Here is a 23,699-nt window from a genome sequence, read left to right on the forward strand (position 1 = left end):
CGAAGCGCGACTCGCGCGTGCGCGGCGCCCGCCCGCCCTCTGTGGTCGTGGTCATGCATCCTGAGAGGGCAGGCGGGAGCGAAGTGTGACGTTCGGCCGGGAATGTGGCCTAAGTCATCCCGGCCGCTCCTGGCTGCCGTCCGCAGCGGCGAGATGGTCGTGCAGCGCTGCGTGGCGGAACTGGTAGACCGGTCCGACGGTGCGGAGCAGGCCCACCCGGTGAGCATCGTCGAGAAAGTCCATGATCCGTCTGGGCAGCTGCTTGGCCAGGGCTTGCCGCATGCCCGCGACCTTGCACAGCAGCGACGCATGATGGTTCCCGAACGTCAGCACACCCGCCAGCGTGCCGGCCAGCACCGCCGTGAACAAGCCCGCGAACTCGGAGCTGAACCCCTCGGCGAGCACGCCGGCCAGGATGCCCGAGAGAAGCCCCGCGAGCACGCCGGCGAACACGCCGACCCACGACTGCAGCCGGCAGAGGGCATCGTCGGCCTGCCAGCTGGAACGAGGCGTGCTGACCGCGGTGAGGCTGGGCTGCGCCGCCCACTCGATCACCGCCGACGCCAATGTCACCAGCGACCCCGTCACCAGGCCGAAGATGATCCCGAACGGGGCGCCGAACACGAGCCCGACCACCACCCCGCCCGCGACCCCGACGGCGAGCCCGTACGCGAGGTTGCCCAGGACCGCGCGCACGAGGACGGGAACACGCCCGCGTAGGCGCAGGTCGGCGTAACCCGGCGTGTCGTTGATCCAGTCTCGCGCGAGGCCGCCGCGGAGCAGGCCCACGAGGGCGAACACGAGCCCGTACCCGAGCCCCTGCCCGGGACCCACCGTGAAAGCGATCATCAGCCCGCCGGCGAGCGCGCCCGCCTGCGCGGCCGTGAACCTGGTGATCAGCCCGGTCAGCAGGCGGATGTGCGGCGTGGTCCGGGCGATGTGCCACCAGACGATGTCCCTCGTGACGCTGGGCGGGAAGGCCCGGGCCAGGTAGGCCAGGTAGCGGTGGGTGGCTTCGGGGTCGAGCCGGTGCCGGGGCCGGAAGTGGTCGGCGGGATCGGTGCTCGGCGGCCGGGCGTGGATGAGCGCCGGGATGAGCTGGTCGAGCAGATGGGCCCGCAACCTGACGGCGTCGTCGCCCAGCCGGCCGGTCAGCGCGGAGGGGTCGGCGCCCGGGGCGAGGTAGACGGTGCGGATCAGCCAGAGCCCCAGCGGGGTGGCGGCGAGCCGGGTGAGACCGGGCGCGCTACCGGAGCGCAGCGCGGTCAGGACCTGCTGCCAGGCCGGCGGCGGGGAGGCGGCCAGGCAGGCGGTCAGGTAGTCGGCGGCGGCCTGCGGGAGCAGCGCCTTGGGGGCGATCACCGCGGCGCTGGTCAACGGCCGCCCGGCCTCGGCGACCGCGGTGGCGAACTCGGCGCTGCGGCTGGTGAGGATGAGCTGGTCACGGTCGGTCAGCGAGGCGTTGAGCGCCTGGATGAGGCGGGCACGGGCAGGGGCCGGGATCTCGTCGAGGCCGTCCAGGACGGGCAGGATGTGGCCGCCGTGGGCGAGCGCGGCCGCGGCGCCGGGGCCGAGCTCGCGGGCGCTCAGCGCGGGGTAGTCCTGCGCCAGGCGCTCCGCTAGCCAGTCCTGCAGCCGCGGGCAGGACTCGACGTCCCACACGGAGACCGGGAACAGCACCGGCACCGGCACCACCTCCTTCTCGCGACCGGCGGTGCGGATCGCGAGCAGGTGGAGCAGGAGTTGCACCGCCAGGGTGGTCTTGCCCATGCCCGGGCCGCCGGTGATGACCAGGCGGCGCCGGGTCAGGGCGCGGAAGCTCTCGGCCAGGGCGGCGATGTCGTCGCTGCGGCAGGTGAAGGCCCGCTCCCCGCCGGCGCTGATGAGCCTGGGATCGTTCAGGACGCTCCTGTTGGCGGTGAGCTGCCATTGCACCGGGATCGGTGCCGGGTCGTCCAGCGACCGGGTACGCGCCTCGGCCCGCCACTGCCGCTCCACCAGCTCGGCCAGCACCCGGGCGGCGGCCTCGGCACTGCCCCCGGCTGCCGTGGCCGTCCCGGCCGCCGGAGCGGTGGAGCGCCACGCCCAGATCAGCACCCCGCCGATCGCCGTCGCCCCGGCCAGCGCCACCGCGGCGGCATCGCCGAGGTTGACGTCCGCGGACGGCGTCCAAGACCGCCAGACCGCGACCGCCAGCGCGCCCACGACCGCCACCGCGAGCGCGGCGACGGAGAGCTGCCAGCCGAACCTGCGCCTGCGCATGCCTCTATCGTCGCGAGAAAGGCCAGGGGTTGGCCAGGCGGCGGAGCAGGATCTCGGCCGGGCCGCGGTGCGCGGCGCGCCGCATGAGCTCGGCGATGCCGAGCGAGGCCAGCCAGGTGGCGGTGGCGACGCCCATGGCGCCGGCCAGGCCGAGATCGTCTTGGAGTCCCAGTCCGTAGGAGGGGAAGACGGCGAGGAAGGCGACGGACTGGAAGAGGTAGAGGCTCATCGAGCGCTGGCCGAGTGCTTCGACGGCGGTGGTGAGGCGGTTGCGCCGGCGGCCGGCCGCGATGGCGACCAGCCCGACGATCGCGGCCAGGCCGATTCCGCCCAGGTAGCCGGTGAACGGCTGCGCGAGCGCGGCGAGCCACAGGGCCGCGCCTGGCGGCCGGGCCCACGCGCCGGCCTGGATGAGGGCGGCGGGCAGGGCGCCCGCGACGGACAGGGCCGTGGTGATCGTCGCGGTGCGGGTCAGGAAGGAGCGGTGGTGGAGGGGGTCGTCCAGGATGCGCCGCCGGGCCGCCCACATGCCGAGGAGCACGCCGGGGACGACCGAGATGACGCCTGCCGCCAGGACGTAGGGCCAGCCCTGGAGCCGGGTGGCGAGCAGGTCCAGGAAGCCGGCTCCATCTGCGGCGATGCTGCCTTGGGAGTAGGTGGACACGCCTTGTGACATGGCGAGCCACAGGCCGGACCCGGCGGTGAGGGTCGCGGCCGGCAGGGTGATGGCCGCCGTCCACAGCAGGGCCGAGTCCTTGGCCCGCAGCAGGCCGGCGAGCAGGACGGCGGCCAGGCCGTAGACCGCGAGGATGTCGATCGGGACCAGCACCGCCACGTGCGCGAAGCCGATCGCGACCAGCCACCACCCCCTGCGCCGTTGCAGCTTGCGGATCGCGGCCCAGTCCTGGCCGCGCCGCTGCTGCGCGGCCAGGAGCTGCACCATCGCGTAGCCGAACAGGAAGGCGAACATCGGCCGTGCGTGGTTGTGCACTACTAGCAGGTGGAAGAAGCCGGCGATCTCGTTGGCCAGGGCCGAGCCGCGGCCGACGGTCTCCACGAACAACGGCGCGTGCGCCATCGCGATCGCCAGGAGCATGACGCCCCGGGCGAGGTCGGGGGCCAGCGCCCGCGTGGTGACGTGGCCCGCTGATTGCTTGACCGGCATGAGTGTGAGCCCCCTGCCCTGGGATGCCGAGCACGAGGGATCTTGCCGCTCGGCGCTACCTCCGCGAGGCTACACAAATCATCAGCAATACACAATTTGACATGTATTTCATACCTATCAGAAGCCGATGGCCTCGCGGAGCAACAGGACGGTGGCGCGCCCGGGGTGGGGTTCGGCGTTGAGGATGAGCAGGCGGTTGATGGCGCTGGGCACCCCGTAGACCCCAAGGGATCGGACGTTCTCCAAGGGAAGGGCGTGGTCCTCGACGCGGCGCAGCGCGGCGCTCAGGTCGGGGACCACCTTCTGCGCTCCGACGATCCAGATCGCGTGGGCGGCGCCGCCGGCGTAACCGGGTAGCTGGCTCCCGCTGCCCGAGGCGATCACCAGGGAGCCGGTCTCGGTGACCGCGGCGACGCTGCCCACTTCCACGTCGGGGCTGGCGAGCAGCCGCCGCCTCTCGTCGGCCTGGGCGGTCCGGTCCATGGCCAGCAGGCGCGGCTTGATGGCGTCATAGTCGCCGCCGGCGTTGATGTCGTCGTCGATGCCGGACAGCCGCAGGGTCTCGCTGGCCGCCGTCAGCACGCCGGCGCCCGCGGGGATCAGGTCCTTGACGCGGGTACGCGCGGCGGCGACGTCGTCGAGGATCTCGACGGCGAAATTGTGCGCCTTCAGCGCGGCGGCGGCCCGCTCCAGGCGCTCCGCGGGCGCCGGTTCGGTGAATCGTGGGGCCGTGATCTGGGTGGTCATGGGTGCTCCTGGATCGGTGGTGGTGGAGGGTGTCCGCGTGGAGGGTGTCCGCGTGGAGGGTGTCCGCGTGGAGGGTGTCCGCACGGGTGCCGCGGTGCTCACGCCGCAGGCTCGTTCCCGGTCCCGGCCGCCCAGGTCACCTGGGCTGAGCCCGGCAGCGGCGTGGTGTCGAAATACCTGACCTCGAAGACGCGCTCGGTGAACTTCCAGCCCTCCGGGGTGCGCCGGTAGCGGTCGTGGAACAAGCCGTAGTTGAAGATCGATGTGCCGTCGCGCAGGCGTCCGAGCTCGCAGACGTAGGCGCGGCCGGACGCCGCGTCGCCGTCGAGCCGGATCACGCCCGGGTGCGCGGTCTGCACGAAGTACTCCCACGCATCGCCCAGCTGCTCGGTCCCGGCGCGGATCGCCTCCCGGCCGGCTTGCTCGATGCCGGCGTCGGGGATCCGGTACACGCCGTCGTGGGTGAACAGTGCCGCGAAGCGGTCGAGGTCGCGCATCATCGCCGCGTCGCTGAACTCGCCGCGCAGCGCCTCGATCTCGCTGCGGTCGGCGATCGCCTGAAAGTCGCTCATCGTCTGCCTTTCCGGATGGCGGGTTCTTCTTCACCGGTAATGACGACGCGGTCCCCCGGAATGTGAAGCGGCGCGCCCGCTTCACATTCCAGGGCGCTGCATCGTCTGACAGATGAGCGCAGACGCCACCGAGGGAGCCAGCCACACCATGACCACCCCATGCGAGCCGGGAGCCGGCAGGCCCGATCCCGGCCTCAGCACGATCACGAGCGAACGGCGGCGGCTGATCAATGTCGCCTACCGCCTCCTCGGCTCCCTGGCCGACGCCGAGGACGTCGTGCAGGAGGCCTACGCTCGCTGGTACGCCCTGTCCCAGCGGCAGAAGGAGGAGATCGAATACCCTGCCGCCTGGCTGACCAGGGTCACCGGCCGGATCTGCCTGGACCTGCTCGGCTCGGCACGGGCACGGCGCGAACGATACGTGGGCTCATGGATCCCCGAGCCACTGCCCGAGCCCGCGGAGTGGGTCAACGGGCGGACGGACGACGCCAGCGCCGACCCGGCCGATCGGATCACCCTCGACGAGTCGGTCAGCATGGCCTTCCTGGTCGTGCTCGAGTCGATGACCCCGGCCGAGCGCGTCGCGTTCGTGCTGCACGACGTCTTCCGCTATCCCTTCGCCGAGGTGGCCGAGATCGTCGGCCGCAGCCCGGAGTCGTGCCGCAAGCTGGCCTCCTCCGCCCGCCGCCGCATCCACGCCGCCCGGACCCCCGCGACCTCGAACGCCCGCAAGGCCGGCATCGTCAGGGAGTTCAAGCGGGCATGGGAGGCCAGGGACATCGGCGCCCTCATCGCCCTCCTCGACCCCGACGCCACGTCGATCGCCGACGGCGGCGGCGTGGTCAGCGCCCTGCTCCACCCCATCGAAGGCAGCGAGCAGATCGCGCGTGCCTGGGTCGGCATCCTCGGCCAGGCGCCCGGTCTGACGTTCCTGGAGCACACGGTCAACGGTCAGCCCGGCCTGGTGGTCCAGCAGGACGGCGTCACCGTCACGGTGTACGCCTTCGACATCGCCGGTGACCGGATCAAGCACATCTGGGCTGTGCGCAATCCCGACAAACTCCGGGCCTGGCTCGCAGGCTGACCGGCGCCGTCACAGGGGCCGGGCGCTCACCGCCCCCGGAGGCGGCTGGTGGCCGGTGGGAGCGTGGCCGTACAGGATCGAGGTCCAGGCATTGGTGAGGACGTCGATGAGGACCTTCTCGTCGTCGAAGGGCGGCACCCCGGCCGCGGCGAGATAGTAGAGCCGCTCCCCCAGCCAGGTCAGCGAGGCGGCTGCGGCGCGCACGTCCGCGTCGCCGAGCCCCCGCAGCGCGTCCGGGTCGGATCGGATCCGGGCCGCGGCGGCCTCGGTGAACAGGTCCATCTGTTCGAGCCACAGCGCCCGCAGGTCCTCGTCGGAGCCCCAGCTCTCCACGATCGCCATCAGCACGCCCGCGTTGGCCCGCCACAGCCGGGCGCCGTCGCTCACGCCGGACCGGAGCGCGGCGGCCGGGTCCTGCCGCCCGTCGATCCAGGGCTCCGCCGCCTGCTGCCCCTGCGCCACGGCTTCGCGCACCAGCTCGCCGAGCACGGCCTGCTTGCTGGGGAAATAGAAGTAGAAGCTGGCCCGGGAGATCTGGGCGGCGGTCAGGATGTCGGCCACGCTCAGGGCGTCGAAGCGGCGCTCGCGCAGCAGCTCGCGCGTCGCCGACAGGATGCGCTCCCGCAGCTCCGCGGAGGCCGGCGCCGCGCCGGACCGGCGGGCGGATTGAGCGGTGCGCTTGGCAGTCATGCGCCCCAGCATATGACGGACTGTCCGGCCACCGTGTCTAGACGACATGTCCATACAGTATGTATGGTCGGCGTCATGACGCAGATAGCGATCCACCTGGTCGTCACCGACCCGGACCAGGCCGTCACCTGGTACGCCGAGGCCCTGGGCGCACGCGAGACCAGCCGCATCACCCTGCCCGACGGCCGCACCCTGACCGTGGACCTCCTGCTCGGCGACACCCCCCTGGCCGTGGCCGGGGAGCTGCCCGGGATGGGCATGCGCGCACCGGGCGCGCTCGGCGCCACCTCCGCCGCCTTTCACCTGACCGTCCCGGACGTTGACGCCGCCTGGGCGCGAGCGCTGGAGGCGGGGGCCACGGTCTTCGAGCCGGTGCACGACGCCTTCTGGGGCGAGCGCACCGGCCAGCTGCTCGACCCGTTCGGGCATCGCTGGGCGCTGGACCAGCACATCAGGGACGTGCCGCACGACGAGATCGTCTCGCGGGCCGCGGCGCTGTTCGGTGGATCGGCGACGGCATGAGGTACCGCACGCTGGGCGCGAGCGGCCTGCGGGTCTCCGAGCTGATCCTGGGCGCCATGACCTTCGGCGAACAGGGTGGCGTCGGCGCGCCGCTGCCGGAGTGCCGCCGGATGCTCGACCTGTACGCCGAGGCCGGCGGCAACATGATCGACACCGCGATCAACTACCGCGACGGGGCCAGCGAGCAGATACTCGGCGAGCTGCTGGAGGGGCGGCGCGAGTCATTCGTGCTCGGCACGAAGTACACCGTCTCGCGCGACCGCGCCGACCCCAACGCGGCCGGGAACCACCGCAAGAACCTGCGGGCGTCGCTGGAGACGAGCCTGCGCCGGCTGCGCACCGACTACGTGGACGTCTACTGGGTGCACATGTGGGATCGCGACACGCCGATCGAGGAGACGATGCGGGCGCTGGACGACGCGGTCCGGGCCGGCAAGGTGCTGTACGTGGGGATCTCCGACGCCCCCGCCTGGGTCGTGTCCCGCGCCAACGCCCTGGCGCAGTGGCACGGCTGGAGCCCGTTCATCGGCCTCCAGGTGCCCTACAGCCTCCTCCAGCGCGACATCGAACGCGAGCTGCTGCCGATGGCCGAGTCGCTCGGGCTGGGGGTCACCGCGTGGAGCCCGCTGGCCGGAGGGGCGCTGTCCGGCAAGTACACCCGCCCTGGTGGCCCCGCGACCGGCGGCCGGCTGACCGCCGAGTCACTCTCGGCACGTGACCACGCCGTCGCCCGGGTGGTGCAGGACGTCGCCGACGACCTCGGCGCCACGCCCGCGCAGGTGGCCATCGCCTGGACGGCAGGCCGTTCCCGCGCGGTCCACCCCATACTCGGGGCGCGCCGCGTCGAGCAGCTCCAGGACAACCTCGCCGCCGCCGACCTCACCCTGCCGCCCGAAAGCCGCGCCCGCCTGGAACAGGCCACCGGCTTCGCGCTCGAATTCCCGCACGACTTCATCGCCCAGACGTCCCCGTGGGTCTTCGGCGCGGCGCGCGTCGGCCCGAACTGAAAGTCCGGCAGGCGGTTCCCGGCTTCACCTTGACGTGGCGTCAAGGTCTTTACTGGGGGGCATGCGCATCGGAGAGCTCGCCGCGCTGATCGGGGTGTCCACCCGGACAGTGCGCTACTACCACCACCAGGGCGTCCTGCCGGAGCCGCCCAGGCTGGCCAACGGCTACCGCGAGTACGGCATGCGCGACGCCATCGCCCTGGCCAGGGTCCGCCGCCTCGTCGAGCTCGGGCTGAGCCTGGACGAGGCGCGTGACGTCATCGCCGACGACCGCTCAAGGGAGCTGCCGGAGATCCTCGCGGAGATCGACGCCGACCTGGCCAGGCAGGAACGGGAGATCCAGGTCAGGCGGGCCAGGCTGGCCGCGGTGCTGGCGCGGGCCGAGGCCGGCGCGCTCGGCCCCGAGGACACCGCCTCGCCCGACCTCGTGGCCTTCCTGCGGGTGGTGGAGATGCCGTCGTCGAAGGTGGCGGCCTGGGACCGCGAGCTGCTCGTGCTGATGGACACCGCGGCCGCCGCCCCCGACCGGCAGCGCGCGTTCGCCCTGATGGAGTCGCTGGCCGCGGACCCCGAGGTGGCGGCCCGCGGCCACGACTTCTACCGCAGGCTCGACGAGCTGGCCGATGCCGGGCCGGGCGACCCCAGGATCGCGCCGCTGGCGGCGATGCTGGCCGAGTTCAGCGTCGAGCACCTGCTGGCCGAGCCGGAAGGGGGTGGCTGGGACGCGGCCGCGCTCGAGCCGTTCCTCGACGAGCTGGCCCCGGCCCAGGCCGAGGTCATCCGGCAGGCCACCCGGATCATCGCGGCCCGCTACGCCGCCTCCGGGGACCGGGGGCGGTAGCGGGGACGCCGGGTCAGGCGACGTCGCGGCGCAGGGGCTTCAGCAGTGCCGCCGCGCTCGCCAGTGCGGTGTATCCGAGCAGGATCAGCGCACCGGCAAGCGGGGACAGCAGCTGGACCGGTTCGCCGGCCAGCTGCTGGGCCAGGGCGTCGGCCACGGCGGTGAAGTCGGTCAGCGCCGCGGTCGCGCCGCCGGGCAGCCACGGATAGAGCTCCCGGACGCCCGGGATCATGACGAGCAGCAGCTCCCCGCCGTACAGGTAGCCGATCACCACGCACAACGCCGCGACCTGGTTGCGGATCAGCGCGCCCAGGCCCACGCCGAGCACCGTGTAGGCGGCCATCGCGACACCCAGGCGGGCCAGCAGCTCGACGACGGCCGCGGCAGGCAGGCCCAGGGTGACGCCACGGGCCGCGGCGGCGCCGAACAGCGCCACGGCGGCGGTGCCCGACAGGACGAGCCCGTAGACCACGCCGGCCACGCCATAGGTGATGAGCTTGGCGGCCAGCACCCGCCAGCGGTCCGGCGCGAACAGGAACGTGAAATTGACGGTCCGGTGCCGGTATTCCGACGTCACGGCCAGGGTGCCGATCGCGGCCGGGACGAAGGCGGTGAAGCCGAGAAAGCCGATGACCGCCCGCACTCCGGCCTCGGTGTGCAGCCCCGGCATCGAAGGCTGGAAGTTCTCCGGCCCGGCGATGCCCAGCACGCCGATCAGGCCGCCGCCCAGGAGCGCGGCCACGAGCAGGGTGCCGAGCCACATCCGGGTCGCGAGCAGCCGGCGGAACTCCGCGTGGATGAAGGGCTTCACGTGTGCGTCCGTTCGCCGGTCAGGTCGAGGAAGAGCTCTTCCAGGCTGCGGTCCTCGGTGGTCAGGCCGTGGACGCGCAGCCCGTGCGCGGCGGCCAGGCCGGCGACCCTGGCCGGGTCGAGACCGCGGACGCGCAGGTCCTCGGGGCCGGTCGCGTCCACCCGGTGGGCCTCGCGCGCCAGGATCGGGCACAGCTCGGTGGCGTCGGGAGTGCGTACCAGGACGTCCTGCGCCGTGCCGGGCAGGTCGCGCAGGGAGCCGGCGGCCAGCAGCCGCCCCCGGCCGATGACCACCACGTCATCGGCGGCCTGCTGCACCTCGCTGAGCACGTGGCTGGAGACCAGGATCGTGCGGCCCTCGCCGGCCAGCTCGCGCAGGAACGAGCGCAGCCAGGCCAGGCCCTCGGGATCCAGGCCGTTGCCCGGCTCGTCCAGCAGCAGGACGCGGGGATCGCCCAGCAGGGCGGTGGCCAGGTTGAGCCGCTGCCGCATGCCGGTGGAGTAGCCGCCCGTCCTGCGCCCCGCGGCCCCGGCCAGGCCCAGCAGGCTGAGCAGGTGGTCGACCCGGCCATCGGGATGCCCGCCCATCGCGGCGTAGATCCTCAGGTGATCCCTGGCCGAGTGCTGCGGGTGGAAGGACGCGGTGTCGAAGACCGCGCCCACCACGGTGGTCGGGCGCGGGAGGTCGCGGTAGCGGCGTCCGCCGATCGTCGCGCTGCCCGAGGTGGGGGCGACGTGGTCGATCATCATGCGCATGGTCGTGGTCTTGCCGGCCCCGTTGGGGCCGAGGAAGGCGGTGACCGCGCCCGGTCTGACGGTGAAGCTGAGGTCGTCGACGGCGGTGAGCGAGCCGTACCTCTTGCTCAGGTTGCGCACCTCGATGCCGCTCACACGGCCACAGCCTGGATGGCCGCGGCGACCCGGGCGGCGTCGGGGAGCGAGATGACCACCTCGTCGAACTCGCCGCCGGAGCTCGTACGGTCCAGCAGCAGGTGCACCGCGGGCAGGTGGCGGCTGACCGACACGAGCTGCCGCGGACCTCCGTAGATGCCCCACACCCCGATCTTGGTGTGGCCCGACACGGTCAGACCCTTTCTCGCGCCGCGCGGGATGCGCAGCGGCTCATCCGTGGCGCTCGCCCGCCGGACCGCCGCCAGGGGGATCGCGTGCCGGGCGCGGCCGGCGAAGAGCCGCTCCCACGGGCCGAACTCGATGGTGACGGAAGCGCCGGTGATCGTTACGGTTGCCATGGATCAGCCTTTCATCAGGGGGAGCAGGATCGTCGCCAGCAAGCGGGGCGTCCGGTCCGCTCCCGGGTCGTTCGCGAGAAGGGGCTGGACCAGCTCGGCGAACCCCTGTGCGAAGCGGACGAACTCCTCGTCGGTCAGGTGCAGCACCAGTTGCTGGTAGCCGGCGCCGTCGGCCGCCAGGTCGATGTGCTCCCGGTCGAGGTAGCGCGAGAACTCCGACAGCAGGCTGCTGACGAACGCGGTGAAATACCGCGCGTGCTCTTCCCTGGAGGTCGAGGCCAGCGCTTCGGCGGTAGGCGTCACCCCGCCTTCCGGCACGGCGTACACCCGCTCCGTCGCCCCGCCGACCTTGCGCTCCTCCACCACCTCCAGCAGGCCGGCCTTGGCCAGCGTGGCGATCTGCCGGTACAGCGTGGCCTGCGGCACGTCGGGCAGCAGGCCCGACAGGTCGGAGGCCGTGCGACGGCCGCCGGCCACGGCGCCCAGGATGCGGATGCGCACGGGATGCAGCGCCAGTTCGGCCCAGCGCTCGGTCGAAGCTCTCACGTCGACTACGTTATCACTATCGATAATGAGAATGCCCCAGCAGGCTTCTCCCGGGTGCCAAGGGGACGGGGCGGTCAGGCTCGCTCGGGGTGGTCGGGCCAAGTGGTGAGGATGTGCTCAGCCACTTCCTCGGCCGATCTGCCGTCGGTGTCCACGCGCATGTCGCCCGCGCCCTCCCGGTCGAGCGCCGCGGCGTCGGCCGCCGCGCGTTCCGCGACCTGGCGCAGCGCGGCGGGGCCGAGCCCCTTCAGCTCGTCGCCCGGCAGCGCGGGCCCGCCTCCCCCGCCGCGCCGCGCGACGCGTTCGGCCAGCGTGGCGGGGCTCGCGTGCAGGCGCGCCACCGTCAGCGCCGCCGCGGGCAGCAGCTCGGCGTAGCGGCGTACGGTCTCGTCCCGGTCGGCGTCGCCGGAGACGACCAGGCAGCGGGCGCCGGCGGCGAGGTGGCCGGACCAGACGGCGGCGAGGTTGCGGGCCTTGAGCAGGTGGCCGGCGGGATCGTCGCCGGTGCCCGGCCGCAGCGCGCCGATCTGCTTCAGATCGGCATACGCCGCCGGTACGCCGGAGCGTACGAGCCGGGAGAAGACCTCATATCCGGCCGTGGACTTGCCGGTCGCGGTGGCTCCGGAGACCCACAGCACGGGAGCCGGGTCGAGGACCGGGCCGCTGGGCACGAGGGCGCCGGATCCGTCCGGAGGGCAGGCCGGCTCGGTGAGGCCGGTCCGGGCGCGGACCAGCGTGGCGGCCTCCGCGACGGTGAGCCCGCCGGTGTCCACGCAGACGTCGGCGAAGTCCGTACGCTCCAGCGCCTCGGCGTCCGCGACGGCCTCTGCCAGCAGGTCGGGGCGCCAGCCCCTGCCGAGGAAGCGGTCCTTGAGCTCGCCCGGGTCCACGCGCAACCGGCACACCGTCAGGGCCGCGTCCGGGAGCAGCCTCGTGTATTCGCCGACCTCCTCGGACGCGTGGACGAACCCCGACAGCACCACGCACCGCGCACCCGCCAGGCGGAGGTTGGGCCACATCGCCGCGAGGTTCCGTGCCCTGAGGCGATGCGCGCGGTCCTCGGGCAGCGGCATGCAGAGGCCGATCTGGTCGCCGTCCACGAACGCCGTCCTGACCCCGGACCGGCTGAGCTGGGCGAAAATCTCCCAGCCGGCGGACGACTTACCGGCCCCCGACGGCCCGCACAGCCACAGCAGAGGCAGCCGATGGTCGCTCATCCGCCGCACGCTAACGGCTCGCGACCGCGCTCCGCGACCGGATTTTCCGGCCGCCCGCGGCGTGTCAGCCGGTGGGCGAGGCGAACTCGGGCTGGTCGAGCACCCGCAGCCAGCTTCCGTCCGGCTGCTGCCTGACGACCTGCGCGCGGGCGCCGGTCCCGTCCTTGGGCGGGGTCGAGGTGAGCGCGAGGTCGCCGCTGATCAGGGTCGGCAGCGGCGCTTCCGGTTCGAAGTGCGGACGCCCGGCCAGCACCTTCGCCCACAGGGCGCGGATCGCCTCCCGCCCCACGGTCTGGCTGCCGGGGGGGTAGGCCAGCACCGCGTCCTCCTCGTACAGCGCGGCCACACCGTCGGCGTCGCCGGCGTTGGACCGCTCGACGAACAACCGGGTGATGTCCTCAGGGCGCAGGGCCTTCTCATATTCCGGCATGGCTGCCTCCAAGCTGATCGTTCGGGCTTCAACGCCTCCCACCCTGCCGGATGCGCTACCAGAAGTCCAACAGATGGTTTCGATAGGAGCTAGAATTTCCAGTCATGGAACTGAGGCAGCTCGAATACTTCGTCGCGGTGGCCGAGGAGCAGAATTTCACCCGCGCGGCCGAGCGGGTGCACATCAGCCAGTCCGGCGTCAGCGCCCAGATCCGCCAGCTCGAACGCGAGCTCGGCGCCGACCTGTTCGACAGGTCGGGACGTGCCGCCACCCTCACCGTCGCGGGCCTGGCCGCGCTGGAGCACGCCCGCGCCGCGCTCGCCGCCGCGGCGGCCGTCGGCCAGGCGGTGGGCGAGGTGACCGAGCTGATCCGCGGCCGGCTGGCGGTCGGGATGGTGACCGGCTGCACGATCACGCCGCTGTTCGACGCCCTGGCCGCCTTCCACCGGGCGCATCCCGGCGTGGAGATCTCCCTGCTGGAGGACGGCTCCGACCGGCTGATCGAGTCCGTCCGCGCGGGCAGCCTCGACCTGGCGCTCGTCGGCACCGCGACCGCCCCCGACGGGCTCGAGGCCCACACGATCATCAGCGAACGGCTGGTCGCCGCCGTCCCCGCCGGGCATCCGCTGGCCGGGCGCGACCGGGTCACGCTGGCGGAGCTGAGCGCGTACCCGATCGTGTGCATGCCGGCGGGCACCGGCCTGCGCACGGTGTTCGACCAGGCCTGCGCGGCCCAGGACGTGCGGCCCGTCATCGCGCTGCAGGCCAGCGCCGCCGACGCCATCGCCGACCTGGCCGCCCGCGGCATCGCCGTCGCCGTCCTCAGCGACTCGATGGCCGCCCAGCACGGCGACCGGCTCACCGCCCTGACCATCGACGACGCCACGACCCCCGCCCTGCTCGCGCTGGTCTGGCGCGGCACGCACGGCCCCGCCGTGCGCGAGCTGCTCGCCTACGCCCGCCGCGCCTTCCCCGGCTGACTCTCGCTGAGAGCCGAAATCTGTCCGCCATCAGCCCGCTGTCAGCGGCCACGGCCATCGTCGGATGTGCACGCAAGACGTGCGAAACATTCAGGACGGGCTTCCCCGGCGCGCGACGCAGGGGAGCGGTGAGAGGCGAACCACATGCAGGACAATCTTTCCGACTTCGTCAAGGCGGCGGCCGAGGAGTTCGGCATCCCCGGCGCGGCGGCCGGGGTGCTGGCCGGCGGCAGGGAGATCCACGCCTCCCACGGCGTGACGAACGTCGACCACCCGCTGCCGGTCGACGAGAAGACGCTGTTCCACCTGGCCTCGGTGACCAAGACGTTCACGGCGACCGCGCTCATGCGGCTGGTCGCGGAGGGCAAGGTGGACCTGGCCGCGCCGGTGCGCCGCTACGTTCCCGAGCTGAGGCTCGCCGACGAGGAGGCCGCGGCCCGCATCACCGTGCTGAACCTGCTCAACCACACCGCCGGCCTGGACTGGAACCTGATCAGCACCGATGAGGAAGACGGCTCGCTGGCCGCGTTCGTGGCGAAGATGGCCGAGCTGCCGCAGATCGCCCCGCCCGGCGCCCGCGCCTCCTACAGCCAGGCCGGCTACAACCTGGCCGGCCGGATCATCGAGAAGGTCACCGGCCTGCCCTACGAGAGGGCCGTGGCCGCGCTGGTCCTGCAGCCGGCCGGGCTGTCGAACACCTTCTTCGAGCTGGACGACGTCATGGTCCGGCGGTTCGCCGTGGGGCACAACCGCGACGAGGACGGCGAGCTGCGTCCCGCGCAGCCGTGGAAGGCGAACCCGGGAGGCGCGCACGGCAACAACCCCGGCGGGGGCATCGCGTCCTCCGTCAGCGACCTGCTGCGCTGGGCCCGGTTCCAGCTCGGCGACGGCGGCGGCGTGCTCCCGGCCGGGACGCTGCGCCAGATGCGTGAGGAGACGGTCGAGCTGCGGGCCAGCACGCTCGGCGACGCCTTCGGGATCTGCTGGTTCCTGCGGGAGGTGGACGGGGTCCGCACGATCGGGCACGGCGGGTCGGGCAACGGCCAGTTCGCCGAGCTGCTCATCGTGCCGGAACGCGACTTCGCCGTCGTCTCCCTGGCCAACGCCGGCCCGGACGGCTACCTCTTCAACCAGGCAGTCGTCCGCTGGGCGCTCGAACACCACCTCGGCGTCGTCGATCGCGACCCCGAGCCGGTCCCGTACGACGACACGCGGGCGCGGGAGGTCGCCGGCCGCTACGAGATCGACGCCATGAACATCGACGTCGCCGCCGACGGGCACCGGCTCACGCTCGCGGCCGAGATCAAGCCGGAGATCCGCCAGGCGTCGGAGGCCGACATGCCCCCGGACTACCCGCCGGCCGCCATCGGCTTCCTGCCCGGCGACGGCGACGAGTACATCGTCACCGAGGGCGGGCTGAAGGGTCAGCGCGGCTACTTCACCCGCGACGACGGCGGCGCGATCGTGGGCATCGACCTCGCCGGCCGGCTGTTCGGCCGGGCCGCGTCCTGACCTGCTCCCGGCGAGCCTGCTTCCGGCGAGCCTGCTTCCGGCGAGGCTCAGCGGGCGAGCAGCTCGCGCAGGGCCCGGGCGATGTCGGCGGGCGCCTCTTCCGCCATGAAGTGTCCGCAGGTGACCGTCATGTGCCGGAGGTCCCGCGCCCAGGCGCCCCACAGCCCGGCGGCGTCGTAGCCGAGGGCCGCGCCCCAGTCCTGCTGGATCACGGTGACCGGCATCTCCAGCCGGCGGCCGGCGTCCCGGTCGGCCTGGTCGTGCTCGACGTCGATGCCGGCGGATGCGCGATAGTCGGCGACGATCGAGGGCACGGCGGCCCGGCAGGCGTCCAGGTAGGCGGCCCGGACGCCGGCCGGCACGGCCTGCGGATCGTTGGCCCAGAGGTCGAGGAAGTGGCCGAAGAAGCCGTCCGGGTCGGCGGCGATCATCCGCTCGGGCAGGCCGGGCGGCTGGGCCATCAGGTAGAGGTGGAAGCCGACGGCGGCGCTGGTCCCGCGCATCACGTCCCACATGTCCAGGGTCGGCAGCACGTCGAGCACGCCCAGATGGGTGATCGTGCCGGGATGGTCGAGCCCGGCGCGGAAGGCGACCAGCGCGCCGCGGTCGTGCCCGGCGAGCGCGAACCGCTCGTGGCCCAGCGCCCTGGCCAGGGCGACGATGTCGGCGGCCATGGTGCGCTTGGCGTAGGTGGCGGCGCCGGTCTCCGCGGGCTTGTCGCTGGCGCCGTACCCGCGCAGGTCGGGGCAGATCACGGTGTGGCCGGCCGCGAGGTCGGCCGCCACGTGCCGCCACATCAGATGCGTCTGCGGGAAGCCGTGCAGCAGGACGATCGGGCTGCCCGAGCCGGCGACGGCCGCGTTCAGCGACACGCCGTCGGCGACCGGGACGCGGTGGTAGGTGAAGCCGTCGATGGCAGGCGTCATGGGTGGAGTCCTCTCCGGTGGATGACCTGGCGTTTCCTCAGCCTGCCGGGCGTGGATGAGCATCCGATGAGCAGCGCGCGGGCGGGCTATATCGTGGCTTGGGGGGTGACGGGGTGCGGGTCTTGTTCGGGGTGCTGGGGACGGTGACGGCCTGGGACGAGCGCGGGGACGCCATCGCGTTGAAGGGGCCGCGGCACCGCGCCGTGCTGGCCCGCCTGATCGTCGCCCGCCGCCGCGTCGTCCCCGTGGGCGTCCTCGTCGATGACCTGTGGGCGGATCCGCCGCCGGACGCCGTGGGCGCGGTGCGTACGTTCGTGGCGGCGTTGCGCCGCGCGCTCGAACCCGATCGCCCGCCGCGCGCGGCGGCCCGGCTGCTGGTCACCGAAGGACCGGGGTACGCCCTGCGCGCCGAGCCCGGCGCGGTGGACGCCTGGCGCTTCGAACAGGCCGCGACCGCTCCCCTGCCTGCCGAAGAGGCACCGGCCCGGCTGGAGGGGGTGCCGGCCCGGTTGGAGGAGGTGCTGGGCCGGCTGGAGGAGGCGCTGGGCTGGTGGCGCGGGCCCGCCTACGCCGAGTTCGCCGACGAGGACTGGGCGCGGGCCGAGCGGGCCCGGCTGGCGGAGCTGCGGCTGCAGGCGGTGGAGCGGCGGGCCGAGGCGCTCCTGGCGCTGGGGCGGCCCGCGCAGGCGGTGCCCGACCTGGACGCGCATCTGGCCGGGCATCCGTGGCGCGAGGACGCCTGGCGGCTGCTGGCCCTCGCCCTCTACCGCAGCGGGCGCCAGGGAGACGCGCTGGCGGTGCTGCGCCGGGCGCGAACGCTGCTGGTGGAACAGCTCGGCGTGGACCCGGGGCCGGGGCTGCGCCGGCTGCAGGCCGACATCCTCTCCCAGGCGGCCCACCTCGACCCGAGGCTCGGTGCTTCCCCACCTGGGGCGGCACATCTCGACCCGACGGCCGGTGCTTCCCCGTCCGGGCCGGCGCGCCTCGACCCGGCGGCCGGTGCTTCCCCGTCCGGGCCGGCGCGTCTCGACCCGAAAGCTCTTGCGGCACCGTCGGAGGCGGCGGATCGGGTGTGGGCGCAGGCGGCCGCCGCCTACGACCGGACCGTGGCCTCCGGGGCCAGGGCCCGGCTGGAGTCGACCGTGGTCCTGCTGCGCAGCCTGGCGGTGACCGGTGGCGGCGGTCTTGAGGCGGCCCGCCGCCAGCGCCTGGCGGCCATCGCGGCGGCCGAGGAGCTGGGCGACACGGAGCTGACCGCCCGCGTGATCGGCACGTACGACGTGCCGGCGATCTGGACCCGTTCCGACGATCCCGGGCAGGCGGCGCAGATCGTGGCGGCGGCCGAACGCACCCTGGCCGCGCTCCCGCCCGGCACGCACGAGGCGGCCCGAGCCCGGCTGCTGGCCACGATCGCCCTGGAGTCGCGCGGCACCCGGGCCGAACGCGGCCCGCAGGCCGCCCGGCAGGCCGAAGAGATCGCCCGGCGCCTGGACGATCCGGCGCTGCTGGCGTTCGCGCTCAACGGCGTGTTCATGCAGACCTTCCAGCGCGCGGGGCTGGCGCCGCGCAGGGACGAGATCGGCGCCGAGCTGATCGCCCTGTCGGCGCGGCACGGCCTGGTCACCTCCGAGGTGCTCGGACACCTCATCCGCGTCCAGGCCCGCAGCGCCCTGGCGGACTTCCCCACCGCCGACCGGCATGCGCTCGCGGCGGAACGGCTCGCCGAGCGGCACGAGCTCCCGTTGGTGCCGGTGTTCGCGCAGTGGTACCGAGCGCTCCGGCTGTCGGCGCAGGGCCGCGAGCCGGAGGAGGCGGAGGCCGCCTACCGGGCCGCGGCCGCGCGGCTCGACGGCGCCGGGATGCCCGGCCTCCAGCGCGGCCTGCTGCCGCTCGCCCTCCTGTCCGTACGCCGGCCTCCGGACGCGCGCATCCTGACCGACGACGACGCCGACTGGGGGCCGTACGAGCCGTGGGTCCGCCCCCTGGCGCTGCTGGCCCGGGGCCGGTCCGGCGCGGCCGCCTCCGCGCTCCGCCAGGTCCCGGACCCGCCGCGCGACCTGCTGTTCGAGGCCATGTGGTGCCTCACGGGGCAGGCCGCCATCGCCGTCGGCGACCGGGCGGCCATGGCCCGCGCCCGCGAGGAGCTGCTGCCCGCGGCGGGAGAGCTGGCCGGCGCGGGCAGCGGCCTGCTGACCCTGGGCCCTGTCGCCGGGCACCTCGACGCCCTCACCACCGGCTTGACTTCGAGCACGCTCTAACTCCTAGCGTCCGAGTCATGAGCGGTTCACCCATCAGGAAACCCACCAGGAAACTCTCCAGGAAGCCCGGCAGGAAGCCCGCGACCGGCGAGCTCGGCAGGCGCCGCCGCTACCTGGTCCTCGCGACCTGCTGCGCCAGCGTGATCGTCGTGGTCATGGACATCTCCATCGTCAACGTCGCGCTCCCGGCCATTCGCCGCGACCTGGACGCCTCGGTGTCCGGCCTGCAGTGGACGGTCGACGCGTACACCCTGGTGCTGGCCGGCTTCCTGGTGCTGGCCGGCTCCACCGCCGACCGGATCGGCCGCCGGCGCGTCTTCCAGGCCGGCTTGGCCGTCTTCGGGCTGGGCTCCCTGCTGTGCGGCCTGGCGCCGAGCACCGGCTGGCTGATCGCGGCGCGAGCGCTGCAGGCGGTCGGCGGCACGATGCTCAACCCGGTCGCCATGGCGATCGTCGTCACCGCGTTCCCCGACCAGGCCGAGCGGGCCAGGGCCATCGGCGTCTTCGGCTCGATGACCGGCTTGTCGCTGGCACTGGGCCCGATACTCGGCGGCGCGCTGGTCGACGGTCTCGGCTGGCACTCCATCTTCTTGATCAACGTGCCGATCGTGGCCGTCGCGCTCGTGTGCACCGCGCTGTTCGTGCCCGAGTCCCGTGCCGAGCGGGCGCGCCGCTTCGACCCGGTGGGCCAGCTCCTGGTGATCGTGATGCTGAGCGGCGTCGTCTACGCGATCATCGAGTCCGGCGGCTCGGGCTGGACCTCGCCGGTCGTCCTCGGCCTGCTCGCCGTCGCCGCGCTCTGCGCGCTGGGCATCCTCGCCTACGAGCCACGCCGGGCCGACCCGCTGCTGGAGCTGCGCCTGTTTCGCAGCGTGCCGTTCAGCTCGGCGATCCTGATGGCGCTCTGGGGGCTGTGCGGGTTCGGCGCGTTCCTGTTCGTGACCACCCAGTACCTGCAGGACGTGCGCGGCCTGCAGGCGCTCGCGGCCGGGCTGTGCCTGCTCCCGGTCGGTGCGCTGGTGGTGGTGCTCTCCCCCGTCACCGGCCGGCTGGTCGGCGCGGGCGGTCCCAGGCTGCCGCTCGTGGTCGCCGGGACCGCGCTGGCCCTGGGCGGCGGTACGTCGCTCTGGCTCGGACCGGACACCCCGCTGCCCGCCGTACTCGCGATCTACGTGCTGTTCGGGGTCTTCCTGGGCACCGTCAACCCGCCGATCACGAACACGGCGGTGTCCGGGATGCCGCGTTCGATGGCCGGGATGGCCTCCGCGCTGGCCTCGGCCGGCCGGCAGACCGGCACCACCCTGGGCGTCGCGATCGCCGGCACGATCGTGGCCTCGGCCCACGGGGGGACGGCGTTCACCGTCGCCGAGCGCGGCGTGTGGTGGCTGGTGCTCGGGCTCGGCGCCGGCATCCTGCTCCTGGGACTGCTCAGCACCGGGCGCTGGGCCCTGGGCACCGCCGAGCGCGCGGCGGCGCTGTTCGCGGTGGTGAGCGCGGCACCGTCGCCGGCGAGCACGACGCCGGACCCGCGCGGCACGAGGCCGTCTCCGAGGTGAAGTGCGGGGCGACTCCCATGGGCCGGCCCTGATCCGCCGGATATAATGATCAACACGTACGAACCCGGCGCGAGCTCCTTTCCCCCGCAGAGACGAGAGAGCCGACTTGCAGACACAGGAAGTCGAGATCGACGGACCGGCCGGGCGGATCGCCGTGGCCGACCATGGCGGCGACGGACCCGACGTGCTGCTGGTGCACGGCGCAAACCGCACGTTGCTGGACTGGGAGCCGCTGCGCCGGCACCTCCCCGAGGCCCGGCTGGTCGCCTACGACCTGCGCGGCCACGGCCGGTCCGACGCCCCGTCCGACGGCGACTACGGCTGGGACGCCCACCTCGCCGACCTCGACGCGGTCGCCGAGACGCTCAAGCTGCCCGACCCGTACGTGGTGGGGCACTCCCTGGGCGGGATGATCGCCGTCAGTCACGGCCACCGGCGGCCCGGGTGCCCCGGCGTGGTGGATCTCGACGGGTTCGGCGGGGGCGACCCCGGCCTCTACCCGGGAGTGACGCCGCAGGAGGTCGTGCGGCGCAGGGCGGCCCAGCTCGCCGGCCTGGCGGCGGCCCCCGCCGTGCTGAGCGAGGAGCAGGTGGCGGCGCTGACCGCCCAGGTACGGCAGCGCGCCCAGGCGATGGGCGTGGACGCCGCCCTGGAGGAGGCCGCCACCCGCCGCGCACTGGCCCTCGACGGGCCGTCGTCCTGGCGGCGCAAGCCGGGCCCCGGCGACCTCGCCGCGCTGCTCACGCCGCTCGACGGGTGGAACGTCTTCTCGGTGTTGCGGCAGGTCCGCTGCCCGGTGCTGCTCGTCCAGGCGGGACAGCTGCCGCCCTTGGCGCAGCTCCCCGACGAGTTCCGCGAGCTGAGCGAGGCCCTCGTCGCCGGAATCGAACGGGAGCTCGCCGCCCTGAGCGGACCCGCGCTGGTGCGCCTGCCGGACGCGGGCCACCTCCTGCACCTGCAGGCCCCCGCTGACGTGGCCGGCCTCATCCGGACGTTCCTGAAGAGCTAGGCAGGAGGAGTTCGGGCGGCGCTTCGTGAGATGATCGCGATCATGAACGGTATCCCAGGCCCCGGCCGGCTCGGTTCCCGCACGACGGCCATCCCCGCCCCTGCCCCCGCCGGTGTCCCTGTGGTGCCTGGCCACGTCGCCGCCCCGATCGAGTGCTGAGCATGCGCGGCTCCCACAACGTCCCGGCCCTGGAGCCCGGCTCCCTGCTCGCCGGCATCGGTCCCACCATGGACCAGACCAAGGACGCCACCGGGCGGCCGCCGGCCCCGAGCGTGCGCAGCATCGGGGAGATCGCCGGGCTGCGACCGCACCGCCGGCCCCGCGACGGGGGCGAGGTGCCCGGCGCCGACGTGGATCTGGTCGACGCCCTGGACCCGCTGACCTGGCGCACGGTCGCCGCCTGGCTCCAGGAACGGCCCGCCGCGGGCACGCGGCAGACCCGCCTGCAGATCATGTCCGCGTTCCTGCGCTGGCTGCACCTCGTGGAGCCGGCGCTCGACCCGCTCGCGGTGACCGGCGCCCACCTCGACGCCTACTGCGACGCCGCACTCACCGGCGCACTCAACACCGGCGTCCGCTCCCCCGGCAAACCCCTGTCGAAGGGGACCGTGGCCAGGAAGCGCAACGCGCTGTCCGCCTTCTACGCCTTCGCCTGGCGAAGCGGCACCGTACGGGACACCCGCCGCCCGGACTCCCCGGCGGCGCACGACGCCGCCGGCCTGCGCACGCTCACCCGCGAGGAACGGCGGCTGCTGCGCAGGGGCATCGCCCGCCTGGCCTCCGACGGCCGCTCGGCCGAAGCCGCCGCCGTGGCGTTGCTCGACGGGACCGGCGCCGCGCCCGGCGCGCTCGCCCGGCTCACCTTGCAGGACACCCGCACCCTGCCGTTCGGCCGGGACGCCGAGCCCGTGATCGTCACCCTGCCCGACCGGCGGGGCGATCTCGTCGCGTTCCCGATCCCCGCACCGGCCCGCCCGCTGCTGCGGATGCTGAGCGCCGGCCGGTCGGCCTCGGACCCGCTGCTCAGGCAGGACGACGGCCAGCCGGCCGACCCCGAGTGGATCACGGTCGCGCTCACCCACGCCGCGCTCGCCGGCGGCATCCCCGAGGGCCGGGCCCGGCTGCTGCGCCCGCACATGATGCGCGCCACCACGATCACCGAGCTCCTCCATGACGCGGGGGCGCACGGGCGGTGAAATCGGGCGGACGGCGCGCACCCGGCACTTGATCGTTTCGGTGCGGCTCGCTAGGGTTGGGCGCCTTTGCTGGAATCCTGTCCGCTTCCGCCCGAGGGTGTTCCGTGCGCCGCTACCGATTCGGCAGAATCGCCGCGCTCCTCGCCGCCGTCTATGTGGCCGCGGTCGTCGGGTCCGGCGTCCTCGCGCTGGCCACCGGCGACCCCGAACTGCTGCGCGAGATCGTCACCGGGGGGTGGGATCCCGAGTTCGTCCCCTACACGTGGTGGGTGGAGCTCCTCGTGGTGGCGGGCGGAGTCCTGCAGGGCTGGGCGTACTGGCAGGTGCTGCGCGGGCGGCGGGCCGGTGCGGCGGCGGTCAACGCGCGGCCGGTCCGGCTGTTACGGGCGGCGCTGTACCTCAGCGTCGCCTGCACGCTCGGATGGGCGGGGCGTCGGCGGCGCTGTCGCTGCTGTCGTCGGGAGGCCACTCGATCGTCTCGTTCGGCGGTTGGGGCGTTGACTACGACCTGGTCCTGCTCCTGATTCTGGGCGTCTTGGGGGTCTTCGGGACGGTGTGGGCGGCGCGCTCCGCCCACGACCTGGGCGGTCCGCCGCTCGTGCTGTCTCCGGCGCCTCCCATCCGGATCGCACCTGCGCGGGCATGGCCTCTCGCCGCCGTGGCCGTGCTGCTTCCGCTCCTCCCCGCGGCCGTCAACCTCGCGGACGGCATGCCCGCGTGGATCGGCCCCAGAGGCGCGGTCGACGACCTCTTCCACGGGTACGTCGGCTACCCGGCGACGGTGCTCTGGGTCGCCATGGACATGCTCGTCGGAGTGGGCGCCCCTGCCGTGCTGGTCCTGGTCACGGTCGTACGCAGGACCCGGCGGCTGCTGCGGGTCACGATGCTGACCCTGACCCTGGCCGCGGTGGCAGGAGCCGTCACCGCGCTCACCACGAAGTCCGAGGCGGACTGGCAGCTCATCCCCGAGATGGCCGAGCAACGGCTGGCCCTGTACCCGGACGGGCTGTTCGGCCGGACCGAGCGGGGCGAGATCCTCTTCGGCATCTCCCCGCTGTGGTACAGCGCCGCGCTCGCCGCCTCCGCCGTGGTCCTGCTCCTCCTGTACGCCGCCCCGCC

General features: G+C 73.7%; 24 protein-coding genes. 12 read left to right on the forward strand and 12 right to left on the reverse strand.

From position 1 onward, the window contains the following. Positions 1-114: 114 nt before the first annotated feature. The 4 genes from ETD85_RS22740 to ETD85_RS22755 all read right to left on the reverse strand — a co-directional run bounded on the left by ETD85_RS22740 (position 115) and on the right by ETD85_RS22755 (position 4,746). The gene (locus ETD85_RS22740) at positions 115-2,262 is read right to left on the reverse strand and encodes an NACHT domain-containing protein (RefSeq protein ID WP_138691784.1); all 2,148 of its coding nucleotides are present in this window, start codon (positions 2,260-2,262) and stop codon (positions 115-117) included. A gap of 4 nt (positions 2,263-2,266) precedes the next feature. After that, positions 2,267-3,427, reverse strand: a complete 1,161-nt coding sequence (locus tag ETD85_RS22745; RefSeq protein ID WP_138691785.1) for a DUF418 domain-containing protein — start codon at positions 3,425-3,427, stop codon at positions 2,267-2,269. 117 nt (positions 3,428-3,544) lie between these two features. Beyond that, positions 3,545-4,174, reverse strand: coding sequence for an LUD domain-containing protein (locus ETD85_RS22750; RefSeq protein ID WP_138691786.1), 630 nt, complete (start codon positions 4,172-4,174; stop codon positions 3,545-3,547). 98 nt (positions 4,175-4,272) lie between these two features. Then, positions 4,273-4,746 carry a nuclear transport factor 2 family protein gene (locus ETD85_RS22755; protein WP_138691787.1) on the reverse strand — a complete coding sequence of 158 codons (474 nt, stop codon included), beginning with the start codon at positions 4,744-4,746 and terminating at the stop codon, positions 4,273-4,275. A 112-nt stretch (positions 4,747-4,858) separates the two neighbouring features. On the opposite strand from ETD85_RS22755, the gene sigJ reads away from it, so the two are divergent. Further along, positions 4,859-5,830 carry an RNA polymerase sigma factor SigJ gene (gene sigJ / locus ETD85_RS22760; protein WP_240779310.1) on the forward strand — a complete coding sequence of 324 codons (972 nt, stop codon included), beginning with the start codon at positions 4,859-4,861 and terminating at the stop codon, positions 5,828-5,830. A gap of 9 nt (positions 5,831-5,839) precedes the next feature. On the opposite strand, the gene ETD85_RS22765 is transcribed toward sigJ, so the two are convergent. Continuing rightward, entirely contained in the window at positions 5,840-6,520 is a 681-nt protein-coding gene (locus tag ETD85_RS22765; RefSeq protein ID WP_138691788.1) for a TetR/AcrR family transcriptional regulator, read from the reverse strand. 75 nt (positions 6,521-6,595) lie between these two features. On the opposite strand from ETD85_RS22765, the gene ETD85_RS22770 reads away from it, so the two are divergent. The 3 genes from ETD85_RS22770 to ETD85_RS22780 all read left to right on the forward strand — a co-directional run bounded on the left by ETD85_RS22770 (position 6,596) and on the right by ETD85_RS22780 (position 8,890). After that, complete coding sequence (locus tag ETD85_RS22770; RefSeq protein WP_138691789.1) at positions 6,596-7,042, forward strand: VOC family protein; 447 nt, start codon at positions 6,596-6,598, stop codon at positions 7,040-7,042. Then, entirely contained in the window at positions 7,039-8,049 is a 1,011-nt protein-coding gene (locus tag ETD85_RS22775; RefSeq protein ID WP_138691790.1) for an aldo/keto reductase, read from the forward strand. The genes ETD85_RS22770 and ETD85_RS22775 overlap by 4 nt, the downstream gene beginning before the upstream one ends. Before the next feature lie 61 nt (positions 8,050-8,110). After that, a complete protein-coding gene (locus tag ETD85_RS22780) occupies positions 8,111-8,890 on the forward strand; it encodes a MerR family transcriptional regulator (RefSeq protein WP_138691791.1) in 780 nt (259 codons plus the stop codon). Positions 8,891-8,903: 13 nt separating this feature from the next. On the opposite strand, the gene ETD85_RS22785 is transcribed toward ETD85_RS22780, so the two are convergent. The 6 genes from ETD85_RS22785 to ETD85_RS22810 form a co-directional block, all read right to left on the reverse strand. Beyond that, the gene (locus ETD85_RS22785; protein ID WP_138691792.1) at positions 8,904-9,701 is read right to left on the reverse strand and encodes an ABC transporter permease; all 798 of its coding nucleotides are present in this window, start codon (positions 9,699-9,701) and stop codon (positions 8,904-8,906) included. Continuing rightward, entirely contained in the window at positions 9,698-10,591 is an 894-nt protein-coding gene (locus ETD85_RS22790) for an ABC transporter ATP-binding protein (protein WP_138691793.1), read from the reverse strand. Before ETD85_RS22790 ends, ETD85_RS22785 begins: the two co-directional genes overlap by 4 nt. Continuing rightward, entirely contained in the window at positions 10,588-10,950 is a 363-nt protein-coding gene (locus tag ETD85_RS22795; protein WP_138691794.1) for a hypothetical protein, read from the reverse strand. The genes ETD85_RS22790 and ETD85_RS22795 overlap by 4 nt, the downstream gene beginning before the upstream one ends. Before the next feature lie 3 nt (positions 10,951-10,953). Further along, positions 10,954-11,496 carry a helix-turn-helix domain-containing protein gene (locus tag ETD85_RS22800; protein ID WP_138691795.1) on the reverse strand — a complete coding sequence of 181 codons (543 nt, stop codon included), beginning with the start codon at positions 11,494-11,496 and terminating at the stop codon, positions 10,954-10,956. Between the two features lie 74 nt (positions 11,497-11,570). Continuing rightward, complete coding sequence (locus tag ETD85_RS22805; protein ID WP_138691796.1) at positions 11,571-12,713, reverse strand: adenylyl-sulfate kinase; 1,143 nt, start codon at positions 12,711-12,713, stop codon at positions 11,571-11,573. A gap of 64 nt (positions 12,714-12,777) precedes the next feature. Next, positions 12,778-13,143 (reverse strand): YybH family protein, encoded by a 366-nt coding sequence (locus ETD85_RS22810; protein ID WP_138691797.1) that lies wholly within the window; start codon positions 13,141-13,143, stop codon positions 12,778-12,780. A 104-nt stretch (positions 13,144-13,247) separates the two neighbouring features. On the opposite strand from ETD85_RS22810, the gene ETD85_RS22815 reads away from it, so the two are divergent. Together ETD85_RS22815 and ETD85_RS22820 are read left to right on the forward strand one after the other, a co-directional pair. Continuing rightward, complete coding sequence (locus tag ETD85_RS22815; RefSeq protein ID WP_138691798.1) at positions 13,248-14,123, forward strand: LysR family transcriptional regulator; 876 nt, start codon at positions 13,248-13,250, stop codon at positions 14,121-14,123. Between the two features lie 144 nt (positions 14,124-14,267). Beyond that, the gene (locus ETD85_RS22820) at positions 14,268-15,635 is read left to right on the forward strand and encodes a serine hydrolase domain-containing protein (protein WP_138691799.1); all 1,368 of its coding nucleotides are present in this window, start codon (positions 14,268-14,270) and stop codon (positions 15,633-15,635) included. A 47-nt stretch (positions 15,636-15,682) separates the two neighbouring features. On the opposite strand, the gene ETD85_RS22825 is transcribed toward ETD85_RS22820, so the two are convergent. Further along, complete coding sequence (locus ETD85_RS22825) at positions 15,683-16,561, reverse strand: alpha/beta fold hydrolase (RefSeq protein ID WP_138691800.1); 879 nt, start codon at positions 16,559-16,561, stop codon at positions 15,683-15,685. Between the two features lie 113 nt (positions 16,562-16,674). On the opposite strand from ETD85_RS22825, the gene ETD85_RS22830 reads away from it, so the two are divergent. From ETD85_RS22830 to ETD85_RS22855, 6 genes are all read left to right on the forward strand, one after another. Beyond that, positions 16,675-18,819, forward strand: a complete 2,145-nt coding sequence (locus tag ETD85_RS22830) for an AfsR/SARP family transcriptional regulator (protein ID WP_138691801.1) — start codon at positions 16,675-16,677, stop codon at positions 18,817-18,819. 17 nt (positions 18,820-18,836) lie between these two features. Then, complete coding sequence (locus ETD85_RS22835) at positions 18,837-20,375, forward strand: MFS transporter (protein WP_138691802.1); 1,539 nt, start codon at positions 18,837-18,839, stop codon at positions 20,373-20,375. Between the two features lie 106 nt (positions 20,376-20,481). Further along, positions 20,482-21,384: an alpha/beta fold hydrolase gene (locus ETD85_RS22840; RefSeq protein ID WP_138691803.1), complete on the forward strand. Its 903-nt coding sequence runs from the start codon at positions 20,482-20,484 to the stop codon at positions 21,382-21,384. A gap of 161 nt (positions 21,385-21,545) precedes the next feature. Next, entirely contained in the window at positions 21,546-22,580 is a 1,035-nt protein-coding gene (locus ETD85_RS22845) for a hypothetical protein (RefSeq protein WP_138691804.1), read from the forward strand. A 104-nt stretch (positions 22,581-22,684) separates the two neighbouring features. Then, positions 22,685-23,104 (forward strand): hypothetical protein, encoded by a 420-nt coding sequence (locus tag ETD85_RS22850; protein WP_138691805.1) that lies wholly within the window; start codon positions 22,685-22,687, stop codon positions 23,102-23,104. 134 nt (positions 23,105-23,238) lie between these two features. Next, a partial coding sequence (locus tag ETD85_RS22855) for a hypothetical protein (protein WP_206058462.1) occupies positions 23,239-23,699 on the forward strand: 461 nt, incomplete at its 3' end.

Source organism: Nonomuraea zeae, assembly GCF_005889725.1.
Classification (GTDB): domain Bacteria; phylum Actinomycetota; class Actinomycetes; order Streptosporangiales; family Streptosporangiaceae; genus Nonomuraea; species Nonomuraea zeae.